Source organism: Magnetospira sp. QH-2 (assembly GCF_000968135.1).
Classification (GTDB): domain Bacteria; phylum Pseudomonadota; class Alphaproteobacteria; order Rhodospirillales; family Magnetospiraceae; genus Magnetospira.
Genome location: NZ_FO538765.1, coordinates 1,636,204 through 1,662,005 on the forward strand (window position 1 = coordinate 1,636,204; position 25,802 = coordinate 1,662,005).

A 25,802-nucleotide genomic window follows, 5' to 3' on the forward strand; every position below is an offset into this window, starting at 1 on the left:
TAATCGGATACGATCCAACGCGAGAAATGGGATCGGTATTATTGGGGGCGCGCAGGATGAACGGGTTCGATGGCGCCCGGCCCGCGCAAAACGTCAACCGAGCAAGCCCGGCATAGGGGGAGTAGGACTAAAAATGGACGATCAGGTTTTCTTTGACGGAATTGAAGATGTCTACTTTGTTGGCGGTATGATCCGCATCGATTTTTTCTGCTATTCGCCCTCGGAACGCGATAGTGATGGACGCCCCGCCCCGGCCTTCAAGCAACAACTGGTCTTATCCCCAAAGGCATTTGCGCAAAGCTTTGCCATGCAGGAGCGAATGATGCGCACCTTAGCCGAACGGGGCGTTGTTACGCCTTTGGAAAGCAACGAAAAAAGCGGTAAATAGGGTCATAGCCAACCGATCCATCTCACCGACAACGGGCGCTTCTTGTCAGGAAAGCGCCCGTCGTTCATTAACAGGCTGCTTCTGTAATCGAGTCATTTGAGTCAAGCTGATTTCCAAGCCGTCGGTTTGAACCTGGGTTATGTGGCGCCCTTTGCTTCTGTCCGCGGTCGACGTCGTCGCCGCATGATGGGGATCAAGGGGGATCGGGTGCAGCAATCTGAAAAGCGTGGTCTTACGCCACTGCAGCCTGCGCGCTGTCATCCGAGCCCCGCGCGTCGCCACGCGTCCTGGCCGCCCTTCAGGCGATCTCGGTTTTCGTTGTGTTTAGATGGCGGTCTCCTCCTTGCGGTACTGGAAGTCCGTGCCGTCGATCCACATGCGATGCATGATTACGGCGAGACGCCGGGCAACGGCTACCTTGGCGCGTTTCATCCCGCGCCTTTTGGCGACCGCGAGCCCCCAGTGTTTGAGCCAGGACCAACGGCGGGTTCGAGTGAGAAGTGCATTGGCGGCCTCGAACAAAAGCCAACGAACCATGGCATCTCCGCACTTGCTGATGGGGCCGCTTCGGTCCTGCTCTCCCGAGGCGTATCTGCGTGGGACAAGCCCGAAGTGGGCGCCGACCATGACCGACTTTTGAAACCGTTCCGGCACGTCGAGTCCTGTCCTGAAAGCGAGGGCGGTAACTGGGCCGACGCCGGGAACGGTCATCAGGCGCCGGCAAACGCTATCATCGCGCGCAGCGGCATGAACCTGCCGGTCGAGCTTGTCGAGTTGTTCGAGCAAGGCTTGGCGCGCAAGCAAGAGCGGCTCGGCGGCTGCGCTGAGGTGCGGGTTATCAGCCGTCAATTCCCGAACCCGCGCCGCGAAAAGGCGTCCGCGCGCCATACCGACCTTGAGGCCGAAAGCTTTCAATGTTCCTCGTACCGTATTGGACAACTGACGGACCTGATGAACCAGGGTCTCCCGATGGGTCAGCACCATCCGGAGCTCCTGACTGCGCGCGGTCTTGACGTGGGTCGCGCGGTACAAACCGGTCCGCATCGCCTGGCTGATCAAGCGGGCGTCGCGACGGTCCGTCTTGACTGGGCTGGCGCTGGCAAAGGCCTTCATTTGCCGGGTCTCGATACAAATCACAGGGAGGCCCCGACTGGACAGTCCTGCGTACAGCCAAGGCGCCAGAGGGCCAGCTTCCAACCCAATTCGCGCAAAGCCACGCCCGCTTTCCTCGAGCCAAGTGGCGACCGCCTCGGGTGTGCTTGACACCTTGCCTTCGCGAATGACGGTTCCCTTTGCATCAATCTCACAGATCGAAATGCTTGCCATCGATACGTCCATTCCAACAAAATACTCCATAGCTGGTCTCCTCTGTTCCATGTCCAGGAATTGACCCGGATACTTGATCAAGACCGAGTGTGGAGACCAGCTGACTGTCTAGGCAATCCCTGACTGCTCGATTACCGCCATCTGAAAAAGTGTTGTCCTACCGCCCGCCTTAGCTCAGGGAGAGGCTAACACGTTGAAAATATATAAGCCCTCATGCTGAGCTTGTTGAAGCATGTGTCGCCACGCGCTCGAAATCGGTTTTAATCAGCAGCCTGTTCGTGTTGAACAGGTCGGGCAGTCAGTCGTCGTAGGACATCAAAGCTTCGAAGGGAATGTTGAGCTTGTCGCGGCCTTTCAAGCCGTTCAGCTCGATCATGCAGGCGGCTCCGACAGGCTTGCCGCCGACCCGATTGATCAGTTCCACCGAGGCCTCCATGGTCCCGCCCGTGGCCATCAGATCATCGACAATCACCACCCGCTGATTTGGGGCGATGAGATCATCCACGACCTCGATGGTGTCGGACCCATATTCCAGGTCATAGGAATAAGAGGTGGTGGATCCGGGCAGCTTGCCTTTTTTGCGCAGCATCACGAATCCGCAACCGAGCTTCAGAGCCAGCGGGGCAGCGGTCAAAAAACCGCGGGATTCGATGCCCGCCAAGATATCAGGCTGCCAGAACGAGACGATCTTGGCCATGCGCCCCATGGCGACCTGCCAGGCATCGGGGTGCGCAAGGAGCGTGGAGATATCGTAAAATAAAATACCCGGCTTGGGGAAGTCGGGCACGCCTCGGATATATTCCTTCAAGTCCATGAGTCGTCAAATCTCCTGTGAAACAATAGGCGGAAGCGCCAAAACAAGTTGGCGAAACTGTAAGCAATATTGACGGAGAAAGAAACCCCGTGGCGGGTGGGGTGTCAGCTGACCAGGAAGTCCGAAGCCTGAAGTTCAACCGCGCTGCCATCCCCGGAGTTGATGGTCGCGAGCTGAGAATAGGAGCTGCTGTCATCGCCATTGGATTGGGCAACCCAGAGTTCCCCGACGGAATCGCTGGCATTGGTGTGGAAGAATACGAAGACGCTTTGGTCCTCGTCAAAGCCCGGGCGCGCCTCTTCGGATACGCCCAATTCTTCCCAGTGACCAACCACCATGGACGAGAAAGCCTGGTCGAAGTTGATCGCTTCCTCGGCAAAATAGAAGTTGCCCAGGAATGATTCACCCAAGTCCGAATACAGATCAAGCAGGTGACCTTCTTCCACTTGCAGGCCCAGGGATTCAATGGATTGATCAAGGCCCATGATCAGGCTGATGGCATCATCGCCATCACTGTCGCCGAATCCCGTCAGTCGGTCGACCCCATCCGAACCAATGGATTCAAGCAAATAACCATAAACGTCATTGCCTTCGCCACCATTGAGGCGATCGTTGCCCGCGCCACCGATTATGGTGTCATCACCGGCACTGCCCGTCACCACATCGTTACCCAAGCCGCCTTCGATGGAATCGATGTTTTCCAACGTGGTTTCGCTGAAATCCAGGCGGTTCGCGCCGTCATTGCCCCGGATCACATTGGTGCCGCTGCCGCCATCAATGACTTCCACACCCGAAAGGGAGCTCAAGCCAATGACGTCGTCGCCGTCGCCGCCAAGAATAGTGTCATTGCCATCTCCGCCGGCAATGCTGTCAAAGCTGCCATCGGCGCCCGATACCAGGAATTGGTCGTCGCCATCACCACCCAGCAAACGGTCGGTGCCCGCACCGCCAACGATCACGTCGCCATCGGCGCTGCCGGTCAGAACATCATTGCCCGCGCCACCTTCGATAGAGGCAATGTTCACCAACGTGGTTTCACTGAAATCCAGGCGGTTGGCACCGTCATTGCCTCGGATCACATTGATCCCGCTGCCGCCATCGATGACTTCCACTCCCGAAACAGAGCTCAAGCCAATGACGTCGTCGCCGTCGCCGCCAAGAATGGTGTCGTGACCATTTCCACCGGCAATGCTGTCAAAAGTGCCATCGTCGCCTGATATTAGGAATTGATCGTCGCCACCAAAACCATTCAACCGGTCCGTGCCCACGCCACCAACAATCACGTCGTCACCGGCGCTGCCGGTAATGACATCGTTGCCCACGCCACCATCAATGGAATCAATATTCAACAAGGTGGTCCGGCTGAAATCGAGGGGGCTGACGCCATCATTGCCTCGGATCACATTGTTTCCGCCGCCGCCGTCAATGACTTCCACGCCCGACAGGGCCACCAAGCCGATATCATCATCGCCATCGCTGCCAGAAATGGTATCGAATCCGGATCCGCCGTACACACGATCAAAGCCCGTATCGGTGCCGCTGATAATGAACAGGTCGTTCCCGGCGGCCCCTTCCATGCGGTCTTGCCCCGACCCGCCGATTATCAGATCATTGCCGGCGCCGCCGACGAGAACGTCGCCGCCATCGCCGCCAGTTAGAGTCTGGGGCTGGGAGGCGGCATGTTCTTCGATATCACTGGCCAGGTCGTCTCCACGTCCTTCAAATTCCGAGAAGTCGTCGGAATCTGCGATCTGCGAGGCCAATTCGCCCTGTAAATACCGATTGGTGTCGGCAAGTTGCTGCAGGAAGTCGTCCCCGGAAAGGTCGTCCACGATACCGTTCGCAGCCGCCAGCAAGGAGGCAAGGTCGCCCCCTTCGGAATCATCAATTCCGGCGATTTCCAGCAAAGAACTCATGCTTGCCGGATCCGTCAGCGGAGACCCGCTTTGATCATCACTTTGCGGCAACGAAGCCAACAATTCGGCGAGGGCGTCAAAGGCGCCATCGAGGGTCAGTTCCGTGGGGGAGGCGGCCTGTAGTTGAATCGCCGTGTTGACCAGCATGGCCGCGGAGGCGAGCAAGGTGGTGTCCCCGCTGGCCACGCCATCGAACGGATCGACATCAAGCAGGTCGCGGCCATCAAGATTGAGGGCATCGGCGATGAAGGATTCGGCCGTGTCCGCATCCACGGGAGGGTCTGTCAGATCAATATAGCTTTGGATCAGCGTGGATAGCGGCGTAATGATGGTTGAGCCCTGGGGGGCGGTCATGGTGCCGACAAACGCCTGTTGGGTTTCCGTGTTGAAGCCGCCGCTGGCGGTCAGAACGCCGGTTTGATCGGTAATAAGAGTAAAACCGCCCAACTCATCGGTAATGGTCGAGTCTTCGATTCCCTCGTCCCATTCCGTATCCCGGTCCAAGTCAACGAATACCCGGGCGCCGTCAAGGTATCCGTCGATGACCCAGCCAGCGAGAGTCACGGGGCCGGTTGGTTCGGTATTGCCCGTTCCGCTGTCGTCGGAATCGGTGCGTTCATCATCATTGCCGCCAGTATCGGAATCGCCGGTCGCCGTTCCGCCCGAATTGCCTGTTTCAATCGGGGCTGGGTTGGACACATTGGTGGTCGGATTGCCATCGGGATCCGAGGGGTCGGTATTGACCCCCAGGAGGGAGTCACCAAATGGGTCGGTGGAGGTCGTTCCTCCACCGGAGAGCACAGGGGGAATACCACCGGCGGCCGTATCGAAGTCTTCCAGGTTGGCATCGTCCCCATTGCCGTCGTCGAGAGCGAGGAGATCCTCGAAATTGTCGTCGGAATCGTTCTCCCCGAAAAGCCATTCCTCGTCCGAGAGGAAGTCCACCCGGTACCCGAGCAGGGCCTCGATATCATCCAGAGCTTCCCGCAAGGCAGCGGCCAGAATTTCTGCTTCCGCTTCCAGATTCTCCGCTTCCCGTGCAGCGGCATCGGCAAGTAGTTGAGCTTCTTCGGAGGCATCCTGTTGCGCCTGCTCACGTGCCGCATCGGCCTCCTCGCGGGCTTGCTGGGCGGCTTCCCGCGCGGTGCGCAGTTCCTCGACCTTGTCGAGCACCTGCTCTTCGAGTGTGCGAGGCAGGTTTTCCGAAACTTCCACGACCAGGGCCTGGATCTGCTCCATGGTCAGCTGAATGCCCTCCGGTGCCCCCTCGGAAGGGGTCCATTGCCAACCGGCACCGCTGGTATTGACCGTGCCGATGGTTTCTCCATCCGGAGTCATCAGAACGATTTCACCCACCGTATCGCCCTTGAGGGTGGTTTCCGGCAGATTGACCACCTGGATGCTTTCGCCATCGGTCTCCAGATAGACTTTGGTGCCGCGGATGCCGATAGTGGCGACCGGGGTCTTAACCATCATGGCGTCCTGGCCCAGTTTGGCGATTTGCCCGGAAACGAAGGTGGCGGCACCGGTGAGCAGGGAGAAGCTCGCGCTGCCTTCCTCTGCGCCCGGGTCATAAACCATTTCGTCCAGAACCATCTTGCCACTGGCGCCCAACGAGAAGACGGAGCTATCGGCCAGGGTCACGCCCACGGCGGCATCGTCGCCCGTTTGCAATATGTCGCCTTGGAAAACGGGATCGCCTTCGCTGAGGGTGAGACGGGTTCCATCGGCGCGGACCACGATGACGTCGCCTTGCAGTTCATCAATGCGACCAATGGGTTGGCCATCCGCGAGGGGCGCGGTCTGGGCAATCTGCGTGTCTGGGGAGGAAGCCGAATCCATGGCAACGGCCGGGCTCTCGGGGCCCTCGTTCTGTGGTGCTTTGATCTGCTCCACCCGTTCCATCGTTCCTTTTTACTCCTTTGTGGGCTATGAGGCCCGCGAAAACATTGCTCAGAATTCTCTCAAGGCCCTTGGACAAGCACAGGCGCCAAACAAACCAAGGGCGCAACCCTTCATCACCACTATGCCTATAACGCGCCTCTTTTGCTGTGACTGGGGTCACAGCCATCAATCAGCTTTCTCTCAGAACACTAATAATCCATGCCGTAAGCGTAAATTTCTCCATTGAACTCATACAGTAAACAGGATTCCGAAGGTAATTTCGAGAGGAAAATAAAATGCTTTTTCCGCCTTGTTTCCGGGGGTGGTGCTTTGCCAGGGGCAACGGAGCGGTCTACCATGGGGGGGCAAGCGGGAGAGAGGCATGGGATGCATCAAGGAAATATCAGCGATTGAAGCGGACATGGTGGCCTGGCGGCAAGATATTCATGCCCATCCGGAAACAGCCTATGAAGAGTTCCGGACCGCGGACAAAGTCGCGGATCTCCTGCAATCTTGGAATATTGTGGTGGACCGGGGATTGGCGGAAACCGGGGTGGTGGGCACGCTCGTAACCGGCGACGGCCCCTCCATCGGCCTGCGCGCCGACCTGGATGCGCTGCATGTGCATGAAGCCACCGGGCTCGACTATCAATCGGTCAATGCCGGAAAAATGCATGCCTGCGGCCACGACGGCCATGTGGCGATGTTGCTGGGAGCGGCGCGGTATCTTTCAGAAACGAAGCGCTTCAAGGGGACCGTGCGGTTCATTTTTCAACCCGCCGAGGAAAACGAAGGTGGCGGCGGTCGTATGGTCGAAGAGGGCCTGTTCGAGCGCTTTCCCATGGATTCCATCTATGGGATGCACAATTGGCCCGGGGCCGAGGCAAACACTTTCGGTGTGCGCACTGGTCCGGTGATGGCTTCGTTCGATGTATTCGAAGCCGTGGTGGTGGGCAAGGGGGCCCACGGAGCCATGCCGCATCTGAGCATCGATCCGGTGAGCATTGGCGCCCGGATCGTCTGTGCCTGGCAAAGTATTGTATCGCGTACCGTGGATCCCCAGGACGCAGCGGTGGTCAGCGTGACCCAGTTCCATGCCGGAGATACCTGGAACGTTATTCCTGAGCGTGCCATGTTGCGGGGGACCGTGCGGTCCTTTCGACCGCAGGTGCGGGATCACCTGGAACAGGCCCTGCACCGCATGGCCGACGGAATTTGTTCCGGAGCCGGGGCCTCGTTGGAGTGGTGTTACGACCGGCGCTATCCGGCCACGGTCAACCATGGGCCGCAGACTGACATCGCCGCCGCCGCCGCCGCTCGGGTCGTTGGCGCTGAAAAGGTGGTGTTGGATATGCCGCCGAGCATGGGCAGCGAGGATTTCGCCTTCATGCTGGCCGAGCGTCCGGGGTGCTATATTCGTTTGGGCAATGGTCCCGGCCGAGACGGCTGCATGCTGCACAATCCGGGCTATGACTTCAATGATGATATTTTGGTAACGGGCGCCAGCTATTGGGCGACCCTAGTTGAAATGGAATTGCCGCTCAGTTGACTCGCATGGGAGAGTCTTCGGACGTGGCAAGATAGGTCAATTCGCCCTGCTCAATTTCCAGGCCCCAGATTTCCGGGTGGCGCACAGCCAGCCATAGGACGCATTGGCTGACAATCTGCTCGTTATCTTCCTTTAGGGCGTTTTGAATGGTGGGGCCGACGATCCCCAGGCGCGCATCGGCCCCTGGCGGAATCTCCAAGGCATCGAAGGCGCGGGCACAGGTTTCGTCCAGCATCGCCTCAACTCTTGTCAGCTTGGTTTGCCGAAAGTCGGTCAATATCTCAGGGGTGTAGATTACCGGGATCTCTTCGCCCTCGCGAAAGATCTCAAAGGTTATCTGATCGAATCTAAATTCCATCTTATTCTCCCGTCCGTCACTATAAACTGGGAAGGCTCGATTAGATAGCAACCGGTGAATCGGGCTCTTGCATCTGAGATCCCGCTGTGGATATACTGTAACAACTTGTCTGGTGGGCCGGACGGCGGTCGTTTGTGTGACCAGTGTTCTTGACACCGGTCCAGGGCCGCTATAGGGGTGAGGAAAATCCTCGGACCCTGGGAGGACGGCGGACGAATCGCGCGGTTCGCTGGTCTCGGGAAAAGTCGAAAACGCGATATGGGACCTACCGATAGGAGTCTGTAGAACATGGCCCTGCTCATCAACGAAGACTGCACCAACTGTGACGCCTGTGTTCCCGTGTGCCCCAACGAGGCAATTACCGAAGGCGACGTGATTTATGAAATCGATCCGGCCCGCTGTACCGAATGTGTCGGCGCCGAGGACGAGCCCCAGTGCGAACTGGTGTGTCCGGCGGATTGTATTTTCCCCGACCCGGCCAACGAAGAGACCCAGGAACAGTTGCAGGCCAAGTACGAAGCCCTGCGCGTCTGAGCGCCCAAATTTCGTCGCTTTTGATCGAACGTGATCCAGCACGGAAAACGTTATTGGTATCAATAGGGTCACGCAGGATTGCCGGGTTCATTTGAACGCGACCTGCGCGCGACCGACAACGGCGGGCCTGGCCCGCCGTTTCGACTCTTGCGGGATGCCTGGCAGAAGCCCATGCTTCGGGCATAGGAGGAACGTTGCCATGAGTTTGCCCATTATTTTGGGGATATCCGGGGCTTCCGGCGCGGTCTATGGCCTGGAACTGCTGCGTACGCTGGCCGCGACCGAGGTCCCGGTGCATCTCATTGTCAGCCAGGCAGCGCTGCGGACCATTGAGATTGAAACCGATGTGCGTCCCGACGATGTCACCGCCCTGGCCGATCATGTGCATGACGCGTCCAACATGGCGGCTCCGGTGGCCAGCGGTTCTTTCCGCACCCGGGGCATGATTGTCGCTCCTTGTTCCATCAAGACCCTGTCAGGGATCGCCCATTCCTATACGGATACTTTGTTGGTGAGGGCCGCCGATGTGTGTCTGAAGGAAAAACGGCGGCTGGTGCTGATGGTCCGCGAAACCCCATTGCATCAAGGGCACCTGGAGATGATGGCCCGCGTGGCAGGGTTGGGAGCCACCATCCTGCCGCCCATTCCGGCTTTCTACCATCGACCGCAGACCATTGACGATATTGTCCGTCAAAGCGTTGGCAAGGCGCTGGATCAGTTCGAGATCGACCATGATCTATTCGAACGTTGGATCGGTGCTTGATGGCCACAGACATATTGCCTGTCTCAAAAAGAGCCATTAAACAAGGCGTCATGAAAAGCAACGAACTTCTTTGGCTCTTGGGAGCCGTCGTCTTTTGGGTTGCCGCTGGCGTGGCGCTATTGGCGCTGACCAGTTGCACGCCGCCGCCGCCCTATGTCTATAAAAAGGCGGAATTTGACCGGGACAATCCAACCTTTAACAAGCCATTGGATGTGCGCGATGGGGTGGTCGTTTGCTACAACGAAGATTCCACGACGCCCGCCGAGATCCGGGGACTGGCTCAACAAGCCTGTGCGACAGAGGGCGGCAAAGCGGTTTTCGTCACTCATGTGTATGACAAATGTCCGGCGATGCTGATCGCCGGGGCGCATTTTTCCTGCGGCCTCTCCGTGGAGCCCGAGCCGATCGTTCAATCTCCCGCCAGGCCACAAGGGACAAACCCGCGCATCGATGCCCAGGGTGCTCCCGCGACGCCGAGTGCCATCTATGAGATGCACTACCAAGCCCCGGCGCGATGAGCACGGGGGGAGGCGCGGTCTCTTTTCTTGGACTGGCGGTCTCCGCCTATCTGGTGATGGTCGGTGCCCTGTACTTCGCCCAGCGCTCGCTGATGTATCACCCTGCTGCCCTGAGCGTGGCTCCGGTGGATCTCGGTCTGCCTCAATTTGGGCCTGAATCCTTCACCACCGAAGATGGGCTCCGGCTTCTGTCGTGGTATGCCAAGGCGGAGGCGGGGAGACCGACCCTGGTTTACTTCCACGGCAATGCCGGCAGTATTGCCGGGCGGGCGGAAAAGGTGCGCCCCCTTTTGGATGCCGGATACGGTGTGTTGCTGGTGGGGTATCGGGGGTATGGCGGCAATCCCGGCGATCCCAGCGAGGCCGGGCTCTATGCCGATGGCCGCGCGGCGTTGACCTTCTTAAATCAACAAGGCGTATCCGACCTGGTGTTGTACGGGGAGTCCCTCGGGACCGGCGTGGCGACAAAAATGGCGGTTGAGAAAGCTGAAGCAGGCCAACCCGTTGCCGCGGTGATCCTGGAAGCGCCCTATACGTCCATGGGGGATGCCGCCCAGGACCGCTATTTCTACGTCCCGGCCAAGTGGCTTGTCCGGGATCGCTATGACAATTTGCAGCGGGTACCACGAATTGGCAGCCCTTTGCTCATTGTCCACGGGTCGCTTGATCGGACGGTGGGCGTGACGCACGGCCAGGCCGTTCACCAAGCCGCGCTACATCCGAAGACCTGGAAGGAATTTCCCGGCGCGGCCCACAATGATCTTTATGATCATGGGGCGGCGGAAGTGGTATTGAGTTTCCTGGGTGATCTGAAACGGGGCGAAGGTCGAGGACAGTAGGTGCGATACAGCGCTACTAAGTGAGTCCACTTTCGATCAACAAAGTCTTTCGCGTTTAATATGACCCATTGTGACCGAATCATTTTGCCTTAGGGGCAGGAGTGGCGCGCAGAGCGTAGCGGGGCTACGGGCAAGGGCCGCGACGCTCCCCTTAGCGCGTGTCGGGTCCAATCGGACCCGTTAGACACGCGCTACCTTATTGGAATCGATCACGTTTTTCATGTTTGATCGAATTCGATCAAACACGACGTGATCTAGGCAAAAGGATCGGCCCGCAGGGTGGCCTCCGGTGGCCGCCCGCGGCGTCAAGCTCCCTCACCGATGCGCCGCATCGCTTTCGGGACCTATCCTGGCGGTTCGACTCACCGGAGACCATCACAATGGGTCATATTAAACGCGAAAGACTTTTAGTTGGAACGATCTTCCCAAAACCCATTGAATCAGGTATAATCATTCTGTGGAAGTCTATTCTCGCGCCGGAGTCCATGGCGGGCTTGTTTGGTGTGAGTGGAAATAATGTAGTAGGTTCAACACGATGGCCCATGTGCCGCGACTTCAGAGCATGCAGCCGAACGCCGTGAACGGCGGGCGACCTGGTGCGAGTCCGGCTCATATCAGCAGCTCGCCGCAAGGGGCCGTTGAACGGATCAGTGGCCGTCCCGCCGTCGGATCGGGCACGGAGAATCTGCAATTCCAGGAATACACCAAGCAGGAACAGGCCCAACAGCGCCGCAAGCGCCTGCCGGAGCCGCAGGGGGCTTTCGTCTCCCGCACGCCGGAGACCTTCTCGGCCCTGATTGATGCGCAAGAAGACCATTCCACTGGCCAACATAGTGCCCAACGCACCGAGACCGCGCCATTCGGTTCCTACCTGCGTCGCGGTGTTGGCAGCTATGACACCACCCAGCAGGTGGTGACCGGTACGTTGACCGATCGGGGCAATACCCTCAGCCTGGTCTACTGACCCTTATTCTTCACTCTCCATGCTCTTCCAATTTGGCCACCTGCTCGTCTATAACGGGGCATGATCGCCATTGAATTTCCCACCGCCTGGCAAACCTATCTGGCTGCCCGCGCTTGGTATCCTGATTTCCCCGACCCCGTGACTCCCGAGCCCGTCTCCGGGGTGTTGGAGGCGGTGGAGCGGAGCAGCGCCCAGGTGGTATTGCTGGATGCCTATGGGGTGCTGCATCAAGGCGGCCCCGGTTTTCCTTGGGCCCGCGCGGCGTTTCACCAGTTGAGATGCCGGAATCTGGAACTCTTGTTGCTGACCAATGATGCCTCGGGGGACAAGCAGGCCATCGCCGAACGCAACGGATCGCGGGGCTTTCTTGTGTCTCCCTCGGAGATTGTTGCCGGGGTGGACCTATTGCCGGACCTGTTGAAGGAACGTCCCCTTCATTGGGGTGTGGCGGGAAGTTGGGGAAATCCCTTCGCGCATCTGATGACTCAGCCGACCCAATTGGGAGAATCGCCAAACCTCTGGGATAGGGTCGAAGGCATTTTGCTGCTTGATACGGATACTTGGACCGCCGGGTTGCAGCGCAATCTGGCGCAAACCATGCGGGTCAATCCACGCCCCCTGGTCGTTTGCAATCCCGATGTGGCTTGCCCCTATGAAGGAGGGGCCGTCTCCGGTGAACCGGGCTATTTCCTGTACCAGGCCTGTCCGGACGCGGACATCACCTTTCTTGGCAAACCCTTTCCCGGGGTATACGACCGGGCGGCGGCGCTGTTTCCACATATCCCCAGAAGCAGATTTCTGGCCGTCGGTGACAGCCCCCATACGGATGTGCTGGGAGCCCGGGCGGCGGGGATGAAGGCTTTGATGGTGCAAACCGGTTTCACCGCCGGGCAGGATCCCGTGGCCCTATTCGAGCAAAGCGGCATCTGGCCGGACTACATCGCCCCGCGTCTTTGAACGGGGCAGGGGATAAAAGATGGACTGCTATCGTAATTGAGGGCGTGGGAGACGACCTTAATTAGTGGAGTGTCACCGTAACCCTTAATTAGTGGAGTGTCACCGTAACCCACTCGCAGTGATCGTGGAATTGCCAATTTTAGAGTAATTTAGGGATATTCCGCCACTCCCCCCTAGATTCAGACCCCAAGTGCACCACCCAGGTATGCTGGGAACGCTATGGGACAGAAATATGCACACGTCAGCTTGGACGAACGATGCGAGATTTACCGTCTGCATGCAGACGGTAAATCTCAACGGGCCATTGGGCGGCTGATGGGCCGCTCGGCCTCGACCATTGGCCGGGAATTGAAGCGCAACGCGCTGCCCCGGGCCGGATACAAGCCGGCCATGGCCGAGCGCATGGCCTGGGCGCGCAAACGCCGCCTGCCGAAAATCGAGCGCTTGAGCCCTCTGAAAACCCACATCCTGGATGCACTTGCTATGGAACAGAGCCCGGAGCAGATCGCCGGAAGGCTCAAGCTCGAAGGATCAGAGCATACCATCAGCGCCGAGACAATCTATGCCTGGATCTACGGGCCCCACGGGCGGCGGCGGAAGCTCCACCGCCTGTTGCCGCAGGCCAAATCCCGTCGCGGACGACGGGCCCGAAAAGGGCGGCGCGATCCGCCGATCCCCGACCGGATGCCGATCCATATGCGTCCGACCAAGGCCCATCTGCGCGCCGAGCCGGGCCATTGGGAGGCCGACTTGGTGCACTTCCGCAAGCAACGGGCCTGTTTGCTCACCTGTATCGAGCGGCGGTCTCGGCTGCTGCTCACCGCGACCCTTCCAGACAAAACCGCCCGCACCACCGCCGAGGCGCTGGCCAGGCTGCTCAACCGTGCGCCCAAACGGGCCCGGAAAACCGTCACCCTGGACAACGGCGGCGAGTTCTACGACCACAAGAGCCTGCCTGTGCGCGCCTTCTTTTGCGATCCCCATTCCCCCTGGCAGCGCGGCTCCATCGAGAACGCCAACGGCGTCCTGCGCCGCAGCCTGCCCAGGCACATTCGCCTCAATAAATTCTCCGATCAAGACATCGAGGACATCACATGGACCTACAACACAACGCCCCGAAAATGCCTCGGTTTCCTCACGCCAATCGAGGCATTCGCCAAATCAATCGGTGTTGCACTTGAAATTTGAATCCAGCCCCCCCCCCACCGCCAAGAACAATACCTTCCTTATCATGCGTTCCCATGCCTCACTCCCAGTCATTTCCTGATATCAAGAATGTCACTAACAAACATATATCCGGCATTACTATTAATATATTCGTCATATTTCTTGCGATCCATGGAGAATAAAAAACCCATATTTGACACAAACATCGTTAACAATATGACATAAATAAAATTAACGAACATGGTTTCATTAATATATATAATAGTAATTACTCCCTTTGGCTCTGCAATAACATCAAAAATAAATTTCATAACATTTGAATAATGTATATATGATATAACAATTAAGATAATAAACAGAGTACGTGACGATTTTATCACCATTTCCTTCATATCTAAAATATCAAAAACCTCCTCTTTTAAAACTCTATTACCATCAAATATGAATCTACACACAGAGATCTTTAAATAAATATTAACATAATAATTACAAATTCTTTCTTTATGTAAAAAATACAATAAACTTAATAAAACCAAAATAGTTATATTTGATAATATAATAAACACCAACACTGAATTATGATCTATAAATACATCACGTAAAATTGGAAACAACCTTATTGTAGGCGATTCAATAGAAAATGCTGTCAAATACACAATGTAAGTTCCCATCACATGAAGAAACAAATATAATAGAATAATAGTAGTTATTACTATAGTATAATTTGTCCATTTACCTTTGTTCATTGCGACCTCACTTACATTTCCACCCAACGCTTGACAGCGACAGCCCCACACCCTGAATATGATCTTACTTAATCGTGTGTTTTGACAAGAAAAAAATCTCATAAGTATCATTCATCGCACTATCAAGGTACTAGCATGATTGCTGTTATCACTATAGTTCTCGCGGAGGGGCTTTTAACCTAATCTTCATGCGACTTTAGAGGTGATATATGAGTAATTCTCACCCCTTTAGCGATGGGAAGGCGGTGGTTCCTCATTGGACGCTCCCGCTATTGGATAGTTTCGACAACCTCCAGTATGGCTCATCACGAAGCCGATAGGGGGCGCCCATGCCATTACCGTAATCGCACCGTAATCCGTCACCGCAATCCGAAATGATGGAAATATGGGATGAGGTGAAAGAAATTTACAATGAAGAAACTCTCAAACTGATTATGGCATCAACTGGTTTTGGTGAACTGCTCGGATCAAAGGGGTCAGAGTAAAACGATCTAGGCATTTGCCGCCTCCGATTACGCTGACAGTGCATTTTTTAGATTCGTCAGCCCACTTCACCCCGGATCCAGCACGGCGATATAGGGCAGTTCCCGATATCGTTCCGCGTGATCGGCGCCATAGCCGACGATGAACTTGTCTGGAATCTCGAAGCCGACGAAATCCCCCGAGATTTCCACGACCCGGCGCTCCGGCTTGTCCAGCAAGACACAGCTAAAGACAGTCTTGGCCCCGGCCTCGGTGGCCAGATGATCGACGGCGAAGGTCAGTGAGCGTCCCGAGTCGAGGATTTCGTCGATGACCAGCACGGTCTTGCCCTGCATCTTTTCGATCAGGGGGCAACGCAACGTAACGCATTTGCCGCTCTCTGTGCCGGTGCCGTAGCTGCCAATGCTGAGGAAGTCCATGCGCACGCTCAGGCCCTGGGTGTGCAGGGCGCGCACCAGATCGGCGGCAAAAACAAACGCGCCCTTCATCAATACCACCGCCAGCACGTCTTCGTCCTTGGGCCAACGGTCGGCGATCTCGCCAGCCATTTCGTCAATGCGGCGGGCAATCTCCCCGGCGCCGATGAGAATCTCCATATCATCCATGAAAAGGAGGGTCGGACTTCCCACCTCTTAGGTCAAGGCTTTCCCTGTCGCCTTTGGGTCGTTACAACAGGGACACGCATTTCAGACGAGGATTGGACCATGCCCGACTATCGCTCCCGTACCTCCACCCATGGCCGCAACATGGCCGGTGCCCGCTCCTTGTGGCGCGCCACCGGCATGCAGGACGACGACTTCGGCAAGCCGATCATCGCCGTGGCCAATTCTTTCACCCAGTTCGTGCCCGGGCATGTGCACCTGAAGGACCTGGGGCAGTTGGTGGCCAGGGAAATCGAACAGGCGGGCGGCGTGGCCAAGGAGTTCAATACCATCGCCGTGGATGACGGCATCGCCATGGGCCATGGCGGCATGCTCTATTCCCTGCCCAGCCGCGAGCTGATCGCCGACGCGGTGGAATATATGGTCAATGCCCATTGCGCCGATGCCCTGGTCTGCATCTCCAACTGCGACAAGATCACCCCGGGCATGCTGATGGCCGCCATGCGGCTCAACATTCCGACCATCTTCGTGTCCGGCGGGCCCATGGAGGCGGGCAAATACGTGGCCGAGGACGGCACGGAACAGGCGGTGGACCTGATCGACGCCATGATGCATGCGGTGAAGCCCGACACCACCGACGAAGAGGCCGAGGGCTACGAGCGTTCCGCCTGTCCCACCTGCGGCTCCTGTTCCGGCATGTTTACCGCCAATTCCATGAACTGCCTGGCCGAGGCCATCGGTCTGGCGCTGCCCGGCAACGGCTCCATGTTGGCCACCCATGCTTATCGTGAAAATCTGTTCAAGGAGGCCGGAGAGCGAATCGTCGGCCTGGCCAAACGCTATTACGAGCAAAATGACGAGAGTGTCCTGCCGCGCAACGTGGCCGGGTTCGATTCCTTCGAAAATGCCATGTGCGTGGACATCGCCATGGGCGGCTCGACGAATACGGTGCTGCATCTGCTGGCCGTCGCCCAGGAAGGCGAGATCGACTTCACCATGAAGGACATGGACCGGCTGTCCCGCAAGGTCCCGCATCTGTGCAAGGTCTCGCCCTCGACTCCGGACTTCCATATGGAGGATGTGCATCGAGCCGGCGGCATCATCGGTATCATGGGCGAATTGGATCGCGGTGGCCTGATCCATCGCGACGTACCCACGGTCCATGCCCCGACCATCGGCGAGGCTATTGATGCCTGGGACGTGGTCCGCAGTCCCAGCAACTCGGTCAAGACTTTCTATTGCGCCGCGCCGGGGGGCGTGCCGAGCCAGACCGCCTTCAGCCAGGACCGTCATTTCGATGACCTGGATCTGGACCGGTCGGCAGGCTGTATCCGCGACATGGACAATGCCTACACCAAGGAAGGCGGGTTGGCGGTACTCTACGGCAATCTGGCCGAGGACGGTTGTGTGGTGAAAACGGCGGGCGTCGATGAAAGCATCTTCAAGTTTTCCGGCCCGGCGGTGATCTGCGAGAGCCAGGAAGAGGCTGTCTCCAAAATTCTCGGTGGCGACGTGAACGCCGGGGACGTGGTCATCGTCCGCTACGAAGGACCCAAGGGCGGCCCGGGCATGCAGGAAATGCTCTATCCGACCACCTATATCAAGTCCATGGGACTGGGCAAGGACTGCGCCCTGATCACCGACGGCCGCTTTTCCGGCGGCACCGCCGGTCTGTCAATCGGCCATGTGTCACCGGAAGCGGCGGAAGGCGGCACCATCGGTCTGGTGGAGGCCGGTGATATCATCGAGATCGATATTCCGGCCCGCTCGATTACCCTTGCGGTGGACGAGCAGACCCTCGCTGCGCGCCGCGCTGCCTTGGGCAAGTTCCGACCGAAAAACCGTGACCGGCAGGTCTCGCCAGCCCTGCGCGCTTATGCCGCCCTGACCACTTCGGCGGCCAGGGGAGCGGTGCGCGACGTGAGTCAGGTGGAGTAGGGGCTGAAATCGACGCTGAAATGCGGTAGAATGATTCCATGACCATGTGGATCGAGAACACCTTTATCGCTTCAATGAACGGAATCGCCGCCGCTTCCAAAGGCGTGGAGGAGGTGGCTCATTCCATTGCCAACGCGACCACGTCGGGGTTCCGTCGCCCGCAGGAATTCGAAACACAGAAGGACCAGCAGCAGCCGGACCGACGCCCGACCGGGACCAGTTCCGGCGGTATCGTCGGCGTCTTCGCCGCCGAATTGCCGATCCAGGCCGTGGTGGATGCCGGGGAAGATTTCACCCAACAGTCCGAGGGCGTGGACCTGGGCCAGCAATTCAGCCGACTCATTCAGGCCCGCACGGCCTATAGCGCCAGTGTCGATGTGCTGCAAACCAGCGATGAAATGAGTCGCCAGCTTCTTTCCCTGAGTGCCTGATCCGCGCTTCCGGTCACCCGGAGCGATTTGAAGGCTGAGTGACGGTAGGTTGCCCTACCGCCGCACCCAGTTCCCGCCACCGTCCATATAGTACTGGCCCGCGGAGAGCTGGCCGATTAGCTTCTGACCCATGATGGCCTGCACAGCGTCGAGAGTGGTGCCGTTCTTTGCCGCAACGCTTTGATAGTGGGCTCGGCGGGCGCTATTGACCGATTTCATCAACGAGACAATGCCTGCCGGGGCGGAGGTCACCAGACCCACATAGCCGTCCGGGCGCTCGCCTAGCTGACCGGCGGCCTTGGCGTCGCCCAGGGCGCCGGCCTGGGCGGGCAAGGCGGTGGCGAAGAGAATCATCATGGCGGCAAAGAAGGCCGCGAGGCGGCGCAAGGGGAAGGTTTTCATCATTCGAACAACTCCGGATTTTCGGTTAGCAGCTGGTCCACGTCCTTTTCGACTTTGATCCGGACCTCGTGCTCGATCTTGACGTTGAGGTTGATGGTTATGGGCTCGCGGGGTGTTTCCACCTTGACCGTTGGCGAGCAGGCCGTGGCCAGGATCGACCCGACAAGGGCCGCGAGTAAGGGGAGGATTCGACGGATGGTCACAATCAGGGCTCCTCGCTGGTCTTCGGGGCGGCATGCTTGCCGATGGATCTGCCGATGGTCTCGGGCAGTTGATAGGTGGTCAATCCACGCCTCAAAATCGCTTCCAGGGCGCCACTGACGTTGATGTTGAACTGGAATGGGTGACCATCCATGAGGTTTGGGTTCGCCCCTTCAAGACTTAAATTTGCCGTCCAGGCACCGTCGTCGCTCCGGTTCAGGCCCAGGCCGAGGGTCTTGTAGCGGAAATCCTTCAGCGCTTCGAGCATCAGGCTAGCGCCTTCGCCGCCCCCTTGCAATGCGGCCGGCGGCACGGCCGGTCGATAGCGCAGCCGGCCGGGATATTGATTGCCCAGGAAGCCATGGAAAACATGCAGCCCGTCGCCATCAAAGCGGAACGGCAGATCGCCGCCGAGGCTGCCGTCCATGGTTACATCAGGGATCTCGAAGAGCCCAATGAGAGTCGGGGCCTCCACATCGATGACTGATACTTCTCCATTCATCGCAAATGGTTCAGGGACTATCGTAAGGCTATGGATGAGGGTATAGCCATCGGCAACACCGGCCACCAATTGGTCTACGACGAGGGAGCCGTCAGAGGTGGCTTGGAACAGCAGGGCCATGTCCCGGAGCGGCGTGCCATCGATGTTGGCGCGCGCGGCGGTGATGCTCTGATCCGGTGGGGTGGTCAGGGGGGCCAGGCCGGTGAGCGTGATTTCGCCCTGGATACCTTCGATATGGGCCGGGTCCATGGTGAGTGACAGATCCCGAGCGGTGAGGGTGAGGTGCGGGGCCAGACCGTCTGGAGACCAGGCAATCGTTCCGCCCGCCTTGACCTGTCCGGAAACGTCCTGCACCAGGTTGCCATGGGCCGGAGAAAGAGCCGCCGGTTGCAGGCCGTCCGGGGCGAACGTCAAAGGGTCGAGAGTGATACGGGCCTCTCCCCGGTTGTCCTTACGGGTTCCGTCGATGGAGATGCGCAGATCCGAATCCATGCCCATCAGATCGAAGGAGAAAGCCTTCGGGTCCGCACGGCCCACCACGTTCAAGGGCGTGAACGGCGCGGGTTCCGCGGTGGAGTCCAGAACTGCCGTGAACGGGTACAGCGTCGGGGGCTCAGATGAATTCCATGCAACAAGGGCGTTCAGGGTCCGCACTTCGACCTGGTCGGTGGGTGAAACCAGGTGGCCATCGGTGATGTCAATCCAGATGGAGCCGGGGGCGTTATTCTCCCAGAAGGTGCCGCTGACGATGATCTCGGGCAAGGAAAGGCCGAGCGAACGCTCTCCCATGACAAAGGTCTGGCGGGGCAGGGAGAGCTGTAAATCACCCTTGGCACGGAGGTCTTCCCAATCGATCACCAGTTTCGACGCCTCGCCGGGCAACAGGCGAAGGCGCAGAGGGAGGGGCGGAGAAAAGCCACTGTCGGGAGGCAGGGGGAGGCCTGCAAGGGACAATTCCACGGGGGCGCCCGGTTCGATGCGAATCTTGTCACGCAGCAAATCGACATTGAGAGTACCTTGAAGGTCCAGGTCATCACCGATCTCGGCGACCTTCAGGTTCTCCAGCTTGAACGCCAGGATCGCCTTGGCCCGGGGAGCATGGGACTTGAGTGGGAGGGGAGCGTGGATTTCCGCCTGGATGGGGCCGTTGGCGGTTTCGGCGTCGATTTTGACCGCGAGTTCGTCCGAATCCGTGGTGGCTTGAAGGGTGATCTTTCCCACTTCCAGATGAGGAACCGGCGGCTGGGTGAGGGTCACGCGCGCCGATAGATCGCCCGGGCCATCAACCAAAGACAGGGGACCGTTCAGCCAGGCCTCGAACGGGATTGAAGCCATTTCAGCGGGCCTGGCCTGTCCCTCCGCCGATAGGGTGATGTCATAGTGGTCGTCCGGTTGTCGGATCGCCATGGCTTCGAAGTGGCTGCCGAGGTGACCTTCCTCCAGATCGGCGGTGAGGTGGCCATTGAAAACCTCCAACCGCTCAAGGCGCCACGCCAGGGGCGGAGAATCTGAATCGGCAGAGTCTTCAAACGGCGGCAGCCCGGCCAGGGTCACGGCACCATCCTTGCGAAGGACGGTCACTCGGAGCCCGTCCAGACGCAGGGTCCCCAGGCGTTTTTCCGTCAGTCCGCGCCAATCCACCTCCAGCCGGGCCTTTTCCAGACTGAGGTCTGGGGCAAGGTGCAGGCCGGTGATGATCACGCCGTTCCAGTCTAGCTGAAGGTCTTTGTATCGGGCCTGAGTGAAGCCTAAGTCCTTGAGTGTGCCGGTGATCCGCTCGCGCAGGAAGGACTCGCCCTGGGTCAGAATCCAGGCCGCCGCCACCACGAGGAAGAGCAAGGCGAAATAGCCCAATGCGGTCCGCCGCCAGCCGCCGTCCATTGATTGGGACACCCTGCGCTCCCATGTGATGTTCCGTTAACCTTCTGAAGGCTATAATCCGCCGTCGGGAAAGGCAATCATCCGAGGACATACCCATGACCGAATCCAAGATCAGTCTGTCGCCACCGATCGCGGAAACCGCGTTCGAAGTGGCTTTCTGGTTTCTCGACGCGGCGTTGGACTCCAAGGAATACCTGCAACCGCAGAAGCTTCACCGTCTGATGTTCCTGGCGCAAGCCTATTATGCCGTGGCCTATGCCGGGCGGCAATTGATGCCGGGACAGTTTGTCGCCGACGAAATGGGACCCATCGAACCCAATATTTATGCCGCTTTTAGCGCCGGGCGCCCGACCGTGGACGTGATCGGGCGATTCGAGGAACCGGTGGAAGTGTTTCTCGACAGCATCTGGCGCCGTTTCGGGCATTATTCCCCAGAGCGCCTCAACGAGATTTGCCGCGATACCAAGGGCTACCTACAGGCCCGCGAGAAAGGGGCCCGGGGCATTATCTCGCTCGCCGCCATGCGCGAGGATTTCGGCACTTCGGTCACCAAGCCCTCGGTGCAGAAGGTCATGCGCTCGCGCGTGATGCGGGATCAGACCGGCAAGCCGGTGGCGGTCAATGCCTGGCTGCCGGGGGCCTTGCCGGAAGCGAAACCCGACGTTTCCCCACCGCCCATGGAAGAACAGCCGCAACGCCCGAAAAAGATCACCAAGGCGGTTTGGCCCACTTTGGCGGAAAGCCAAAAGCCGCGCCGTTCCTAAGCTCACTTGGACAGTCGCAGTTCCGATAGATCGTTGGCCACTTCGTGGAACACGGCGGTCAAAGCATCGGCGTCGGGAGCATAGTAGTAGTAGGGAGAGATGGGGCCGCTGGCCACTTGCTGCAGCAGTGTCTGCAAATCTGAGTCCTGATAAGCAAACTGCACCACATAGATGATCACGCCACTGGCCTTGATGTTGTTGGCCAATTCCAGCAGACGCTCATTCATCTCGGTGCGTGCGCCCGCACCGGTTCCAAAGGCGGCCTTGTAGCCGTCGCCATAGCCGCCCACGTTGGCGCCGTCGGTCAGCAGCACGATGGCCCGCTGCAGATTGTAGTCCGGATCAGCCTCTGCCTGGGTGAAAGGGGTGTCTGGGGTGAGCACGCGCCATCCCCAACCAAGGCCAGCCGGAATATTGGTCACGCCGGTGGGGTTTTGCAGGGCATTGACGGCGGCCTGGATGGTGGCTTTGTCCTGTTGCAAAGGGGTGATCCCATGGCTCAGGCAGCGGGTGCATTCGGAACTGCCCGGTGACATGGCGCAGACTCCCCCCGAAACCGGTTCGCCCTCGGGGCCGATGGGCTGCCAGGCTTCCCACTCGCCATTCATGAGCGGGACCGGCGGGTCGAACACATCGGCGTCATTGTCGTCGATGCCATCGTGGAGATAGCGATTGAAGACGCAGCCTTTCCAATTGGGCGGCGGCGCTTCGAGCAAGGGGACGGGGCTGTTGTTGGCCTTGAAAATCTGCGATTGGGAGACTCCGGTCTCCGGATTTGTGAAGCTGGCCACCGCTTCGGTGGTCGTTGCACCGGAATTGTACAATTGGCCATCCAGCATCACGTTGACTTTGCCGTTCCAGGGCACTAGGCCGATGTTCAGAAGGTCCTTGGTGGAGCTGTTGCCAAAGAGGATGTCGATCAGATCGTTAGCGGCATTGCGGGCGGCGGTGATGCGTTTGACGCCGTTGGTTTTCGAGCCCATGGAGCCCGACATGTCGATGGCCATGACCACGTCCAAAGCCTGCATCTGCCGGGTTACCTCGGAAAAACCTTCCACGTTCAGGGTCTCAAAGCCCAGCAACCGCATGAACGATGTGGGAACCGAGGCGGCGGCGCTCAGGGTCAGTTTCTGGGCCTCTGGATCGATGGCAATGACCGGGCCGGTGACCGTGGCGTCCATATAGCCATTGGGGAAATTGGCCTCGAAGAACATATTGATCTCGGCGTCGCGGGTGACCTTGAAGAAGCTGCGTCCGCCAGCCAGGGCAGCGGCATCCAAGGCCGAGGACAATCGCGATTTGACCAAAAAGGCCCGCGAGGAATCCGTGGCCATGCCGATGACGCCGATCAAGGGGATGATTGCGAAGGCCAGGAACGTGGCTGCGCTGGCCCTGCGGTCGGGCAGAAGCTCACGGAGGCATTTTACCAAGCGGTGAATCATTGCCAGGACTCCTTATGCGGGTCCCTGTCCATTGGCCACCAGACTGGTGGTGAAGGGGGGATAGGTGTAGGTGGCCGGGATGCCGGGGACCCCGTCGAGGATGATGAAGTCCCGCGACAGACCTTCGATGCGCAATGTCACCAAGGGAATTAGGCCACCGGGTTCGTCGGCGTGCCCGAGACCCACGTCGCTATAGGTGATCTTTAGATGGTCCGATTGCACATAAGGCTGGATCCGGCGGACTTCCGACAGGATGGCATTGAACCGGTTCGCGTCGGCGGTCCCGGCGCTACAGGAAACGGCCCCGCCGCTCGACTCGCAGGTTACCGAGGCACCCGTCGCCAATCCGCTCAGATCGGTCACGGAGTCGCCGACTGTCGCCAAGCGAGCTCCCAGACGCAGGCCTTCGTTAACCCGGTGGTAGTCGAACACGAGCAGCGAAAATTCGAGAATGCCGAATGAAAATGCGATGATCACCGGCAGCAGGAAGCCAAAGGCGATCAGCGACTCGCCGCGCTCGCATCGGCCCAGGCGGCGTCCGGTGCCTCTGAGTTTAGTGGCCCACATGGACTTGCTCATGGCTGGCCTCCAGATGACCAAAATTCAGGCCGTGCTTGCTCATCAGCAGCGGCATGATGGGAACGTAAGGCACCCGTGCCACGACACGGATCACCGGGAGCGACACGTCCGTGGACACGGCGTAGCTGCCGTAGGTGAAGTCGAGACTGGCGGTGGGGGAATCCCAACCGGGCATCAGATCCGGCGCGGCGGCCACCACGGTTCCCTTGCGCGCCAGGTTTCGGGCCGTGTCCAGGTTGGCCGAGGTTGGCGGGTAGTCGGTACGGGCGACGAACAGGGCGGCGGCGCGTACGCCTTTTTCAAGGGTCTGTGCCTGTACGAAGGCCCGCCCCAACTCGACGAATCCGGTCAGCATCAGGATCATCATCGGCATGACCAGGGCGAACTCGACCGCCGAAACGCCGTCGTCCCTGCGGACTATGTTATTCAACAAGCGTAACATTGGCATGGAAGTCCGGGCTGGTGGAAGGTGTGATGGGGCGGATGATCTCGCCCATGATGGCGCCCGCCGGGGCGTTGGGAACGGGCTCGGTAATGAACATTTCCACATAGTTACCATTGGTGGGATAGGTGTGGCTGCCCTTGACCCCCTCGGCCAGGCATTCCAGGACCGCCACCTTGGCGATGCGGCGCGCCGGGCCGTTGGAAGCCACGGTTTGTGACGGTTCGCCGTCATAGGTCGGGTCGTCCGGATGGGCCGCGTCGAAAGGGATATCGGCGGTGGCCGGAGCGACCAGCGTGTAACTGCCGGGCAGGGTGGCCGGGTCATCCACCGGATGGATGGTTTGCCGCCCGTCGCGGGCAAAGGTCTCACCCAGTTCATACAGATAGACCTGATAGCGGGTGGCATCGTCCAGCGCCATGGGCAGGCTACCGCCGTGTTTGGCGGTCCAATAGCCCTCACGGTCCCAATTTCCGGATCCCATCTGTCCGGCCACCGGATCGGCTACTTCGGGGTCACGTGGGTAGGCAATGACGTTGGGTGCCGGATAGGGCAGGCCGCCGGGCAGGTCGAAGCGGGCGTTGATGCCGTCCTGGATCTTGTTGGTCTTGACCCCCGGGGCGGTGCCCACGTCCAAGGTGTAGCAGTCCTCGGGTTCCACCGCCGCCAGGGCTTCCATAAGGCTGGAGGCGCCGATGCTGCCATCGGGCAGCGCCAGTAGGCCATAATTTCCCGGCGCCCAGGAGCCGGATTTGGGCGGCGGTTTCAGGGCCAGCTGCCGCCCCACGGCGCCGGGCAGGGCCAAGTCGTCGGCGGCATTGAATTCCTTGGGGTCGCAGATCATCAGCGGCGGTGCCTCGCAGATGTAGGGGCGCGGCATGGCCACGGAACGGGCATCCACGGTTTCCGTTTTCGGGGGCGCGGAGCCGGAGTCGCTGAATTTGTCTAGAATACCGGTGAACATATAGGCGATGGTGCGGTCCGCCATGATGACTTCGATGTACTTGCTGTCGCTGTCATCCACCGCGAGGGTTGGCGGATCGGCCCGGTCGCTGTAGAAAGTGACCGTTGCGACCTCGAGCAGGGAATTGTCGGAAGCCAGGGAGGAATGGGCCTGGGTGGCGCCCCGGGCCACCGCCTCCGCCCGTGCCTGGGCGCCAGGGCGCCCATCCAGCTGCGCCGCGCCGGCCAAGGCGCCCGCGTCGGCACGGTTTTGCATCTGGTTACGAAGCAGGGTATGGCGCCCATAGTCCAGGGACAGGGCCCCCGTGGCAACGATCGTCAAGCCGAAGAAGGCGGCATAGACTGCGGTGCCACCATGTTCATTTTTCAGGAATGTATTGAGTATGTTTTTCATTTTTTCATCCCATCTATCTATTGTTAATTTTCGGGATGAATGCTTGATTATTCAA

Annotated in this window: 24 protein-coding genes; 12 read left to right on the forward strand and 12 right to left on the reverse strand. The window is 58.9% G+C overall.

Going from position 1 to position 25,802, the window contains the following annotated elements; genetic code table 11:
- The first annotated feature begins 133 nt into the window (after positions 1-133).
- On the forward strand, positions 134-388 hold the full coding sequence (locus tag MGMAQ_RS07695; RefSeq protein ID WP_046021077.1) for a hypothetical protein: 255 nt from the start codon (positions 134-136) through the stop codon (positions 386-388).
- A gap of 324 nt (positions 389-712) precedes the next feature.
- Here MGMAQ_RS07695 and MGMAQ_RS07700 read toward each other — a convergent pair whose 3' ends face one another.
- The 3 genes from MGMAQ_RS07700 to MGMAQ_RS07710 all read right to left on the reverse strand — a co-directional run bounded on the left by MGMAQ_RS07700 (position 713) and on the right by MGMAQ_RS07710 (position 6,349).
- On the reverse strand, positions 713-1,744 hold the full coding sequence (locus tag MGMAQ_RS07700; RefSeq protein WP_046020119.1) for an IS110 family transposase: 1,032 nt from the start codon (positions 1,742-1,744) through the stop codon (positions 713-715).
- A 268-nt stretch (positions 1,745-2,012) separates the two neighbouring features.
- Positions 2,013-2,528, reverse strand: coding sequence for an adenine phosphoribosyltransferase (locus MGMAQ_RS07705; RefSeq protein ID WP_046021078.1), 516 nt, complete (start codon positions 2,526-2,528; stop codon positions 2,013-2,015).
- A gap of 104 nt (positions 2,529-2,632) precedes the next feature.
- A complete protein-coding gene (locus MGMAQ_RS07710; protein ID WP_046021079.1) occupies positions 2,633-6,349 on the reverse strand; it encodes a FecR domain-containing protein in 3,717 nt (1,238 codons plus the stop codon).
- A 361-nt stretch (positions 6,350-6,710) separates the two neighbouring features.
- On the opposite strand from MGMAQ_RS07710, the gene MGMAQ_RS07715 reads away from it, so the two are divergent.
- On the forward strand, positions 6,711-7,877 hold the full coding sequence (locus tag MGMAQ_RS07715; protein WP_046021080.1) for a M20 aminoacylase family protein: 1,167 nt from the start codon (positions 6,711-6,713) through the stop codon (positions 7,875-7,877).
- Here the strand turns inward: MGMAQ_RS07715 and MGMAQ_RS07720 are convergent.
- On the reverse strand, positions 7,870-8,235 hold the full coding sequence (locus tag MGMAQ_RS07720; protein WP_046021081.1) for a hypothetical protein: 366 nt from the start codon (positions 8,233-8,235) through the stop codon (positions 7,870-7,872). The two genes, MGMAQ_RS07715 and MGMAQ_RS07720, sit on opposite strands and share 8 nt — an antisense overlap.
- Before the next feature lie 288 nt (positions 8,236-8,523).
- Here MGMAQ_RS07720 and MGMAQ_RS07725 point away from each other — a divergent pair, with 288 nt between their 5' ends.
- From MGMAQ_RS07725 to MGMAQ_RS07755, 7 genes are all read left to right on the forward strand, one after another.
- Positions 8,524-8,769 carry a YfhL family 4Fe-4S dicluster ferredoxin gene (locus MGMAQ_RS07725; protein WP_046021082.1) on the forward strand — a complete coding sequence of 82 codons (246 nt, stop codon included), beginning with the start codon at positions 8,524-8,526 and terminating at the stop codon, positions 8,767-8,769.
- Between the two features lie 199 nt (positions 8,770-8,968).
- Positions 8,969-9,532 (forward strand): UbiX family flavin prenyltransferase, encoded by a 564-nt coding sequence (locus tag MGMAQ_RS07730; protein ID WP_046021083.1) that lies wholly within the window; start codon positions 8,969-8,971, stop codon positions 9,530-9,532.
- Between the two features lie 50 nt (positions 9,533-9,582).
- A complete protein-coding gene (locus tag MGMAQ_RS07735; RefSeq protein WP_046021084.1) occupies positions 9,583-10,050 on the forward strand; it encodes a hypothetical protein in 468 nt (155 codons plus the stop codon).
- Positions 10,047-10,889, forward strand: coding sequence for an alpha/beta hydrolase (locus MGMAQ_RS07740; protein WP_046021085.1), 843 nt, complete (start codon positions 10,047-10,049; stop codon positions 10,887-10,889). Before MGMAQ_RS07735 ends, MGMAQ_RS07740 begins: the two co-directional genes overlap by 4 nt.
- A 562-nt stretch (positions 10,890-11,451) precedes the next feature.
- A complete protein-coding gene (locus MGMAQ_RS07745) occupies positions 11,452-11,853 on the forward strand; it encodes a hypothetical protein (protein WP_148560896.1) in 402 nt (133 codons plus the stop codon).
- 60 nt (positions 11,854-11,913) lie between these two features.
- On the forward strand, positions 11,914-12,810 hold the full coding sequence (locus MGMAQ_RS07750) for an HAD-IIA family hydrolase (RefSeq protein ID WP_046021087.1): 897 nt from the start codon (positions 11,914-11,916) through the stop codon (positions 12,808-12,810).
- Positions 12,811-13,029: 219 nt separating this feature from the next.
- Complete coding sequence (locus tag MGMAQ_RS07755) at positions 13,030-13,998, forward strand: IS30 family transposase (protein ID WP_052715992.1); 969 nt, start codon at positions 13,030-13,032, stop codon at positions 13,996-13,998.
- Positions 13,999-15,274: 1,276 nt separating this feature from the next.
- Here the strand turns inward: MGMAQ_RS07755 and hpt are convergent.
- Complete coding sequence (gene hpt, locus MGMAQ_RS07765; protein ID WP_046021089.1) at positions 15,275-15,811, reverse strand: hypoxanthine phosphoribosyltransferase; 537 nt, start codon at positions 15,809-15,811, stop codon at positions 15,275-15,277.
- A 99-nt stretch (positions 15,812-15,910) separates the two neighbouring features.
- Between hpt and ilvD the strand changes: the two genes are divergently transcribed.
- The gene (ilvD, locus tag MGMAQ_RS07770; RefSeq protein WP_046021090.1) at positions 15,911-17,746 is read left to right on the forward strand and encodes a dihydroxy-acid dehydratase; all 1,836 of its coding nucleotides are present in this window, start codon (positions 15,911-15,913) and stop codon (positions 17,744-17,746) included.
- Positions 17,747-17,784: 38 nt separating this feature from the next.
- A complete protein-coding gene (locus MGMAQ_RS07775) occupies positions 17,785-18,177 on the forward strand; it encodes a flagellar basal body rod C-terminal domain-containing protein (RefSeq protein ID WP_046021091.1) in 393 nt (130 codons plus the stop codon).
- Positions 18,178-18,231: 54 nt separating this feature from the next.
- Here the strand turns inward: MGMAQ_RS07775 and MGMAQ_RS07780 are convergent, their stop codons facing one another.
- Genes MGMAQ_RS07780 through MGMAQ_RS07790 form a run of 3 tightly spaced genes read right to left on the reverse strand, consistent with a single transcriptional unit; the run spans position 18,232 to position 21,175 of the window.
- Entirely contained in the window at positions 18,232-18,582 is a 351-nt protein-coding gene (locus MGMAQ_RS07780) for a YdbL family protein (protein ID WP_052716229.1), read from the reverse strand.
- On the reverse strand, positions 18,579-18,782 hold the full coding sequence (locus tag MGMAQ_RS07785) for a YnbE family lipoprotein (RefSeq protein WP_252508697.1): 204 nt from the start codon (positions 18,780-18,782) through the stop codon (positions 18,579-18,581). The genes MGMAQ_RS07780 and MGMAQ_RS07785 overlap by 4 nt, the downstream gene beginning before the upstream one ends.
- Before the next feature lie 2 nt (positions 18,783-18,784).
- Positions 18,785-21,175 carry a YdbH domain-containing protein gene (locus MGMAQ_RS07790; RefSeq protein ID WP_148560897.1) on the reverse strand — a complete coding sequence of 797 codons (2,391 nt, stop codon included), beginning with the start codon at positions 21,173-21,175 and terminating at the stop codon, positions 18,785-18,787.
- A gap of 83 nt (positions 21,176-21,258) precedes the next feature.
- Here MGMAQ_RS07790 and MGMAQ_RS07795 point away from each other — a divergent pair, with 83 nt between their 5' ends.
- On the forward strand, positions 21,259-21,927 hold the full coding sequence (locus tag MGMAQ_RS07795) for a Panacea domain-containing protein (protein ID WP_052716230.1): 669 nt from the start codon (positions 21,259-21,261) through the stop codon (positions 21,925-21,927).
- Between the two features lie 2 nt (positions 21,928-21,929).
- Here MGMAQ_RS07795 and MGMAQ_RS07800 read toward each other — a convergent pair whose 3' ends face one another.
- From MGMAQ_RS07800 to MGMAQ_RS07815, 4 genes are read right to left on the reverse strand one after another with little or no spacing between them, the layout of a single operon-like run.
- On the reverse strand, positions 21,930-23,369 hold the full coding sequence (locus MGMAQ_RS07800) for a VWA domain-containing protein (protein ID WP_046021093.1): 1,440 nt from the start codon (positions 23,367-23,369) through the stop codon (positions 21,930-21,932).
- 12 nt (positions 23,370-23,381) lie between these two features.
- Entirely contained in the window at positions 23,382-23,948 is a 567-nt protein-coding gene (locus MGMAQ_RS07805) for a TadE/TadG family type IV pilus assembly protein (RefSeq protein WP_082085329.1), read from the reverse strand.
- Positions 23,923-24,378, reverse strand: a complete 456-nt coding sequence (locus MGMAQ_RS21020) for a TadE/TadG family type IV pilus assembly protein (protein WP_158498809.1) — start codon at positions 24,376-24,378, stop codon at positions 23,923-23,925. Before MGMAQ_RS21020 ends, MGMAQ_RS07805 begins: the two co-directional genes overlap by 26 nt.
- Positions 24,371-25,747 (reverse strand): pilus assembly protein TadG-related protein, encoded by a 1,377-nt coding sequence (locus MGMAQ_RS07815; protein WP_046021096.1) that lies wholly within the window; start codon positions 25,745-25,747, stop codon positions 24,371-24,373. The genes MGMAQ_RS21020 and MGMAQ_RS07815 overlap by 8 nt, the downstream gene beginning before the upstream one ends.
- Between the last annotated feature and the right edge of the window lie 55 nt (positions 25,748-25,802).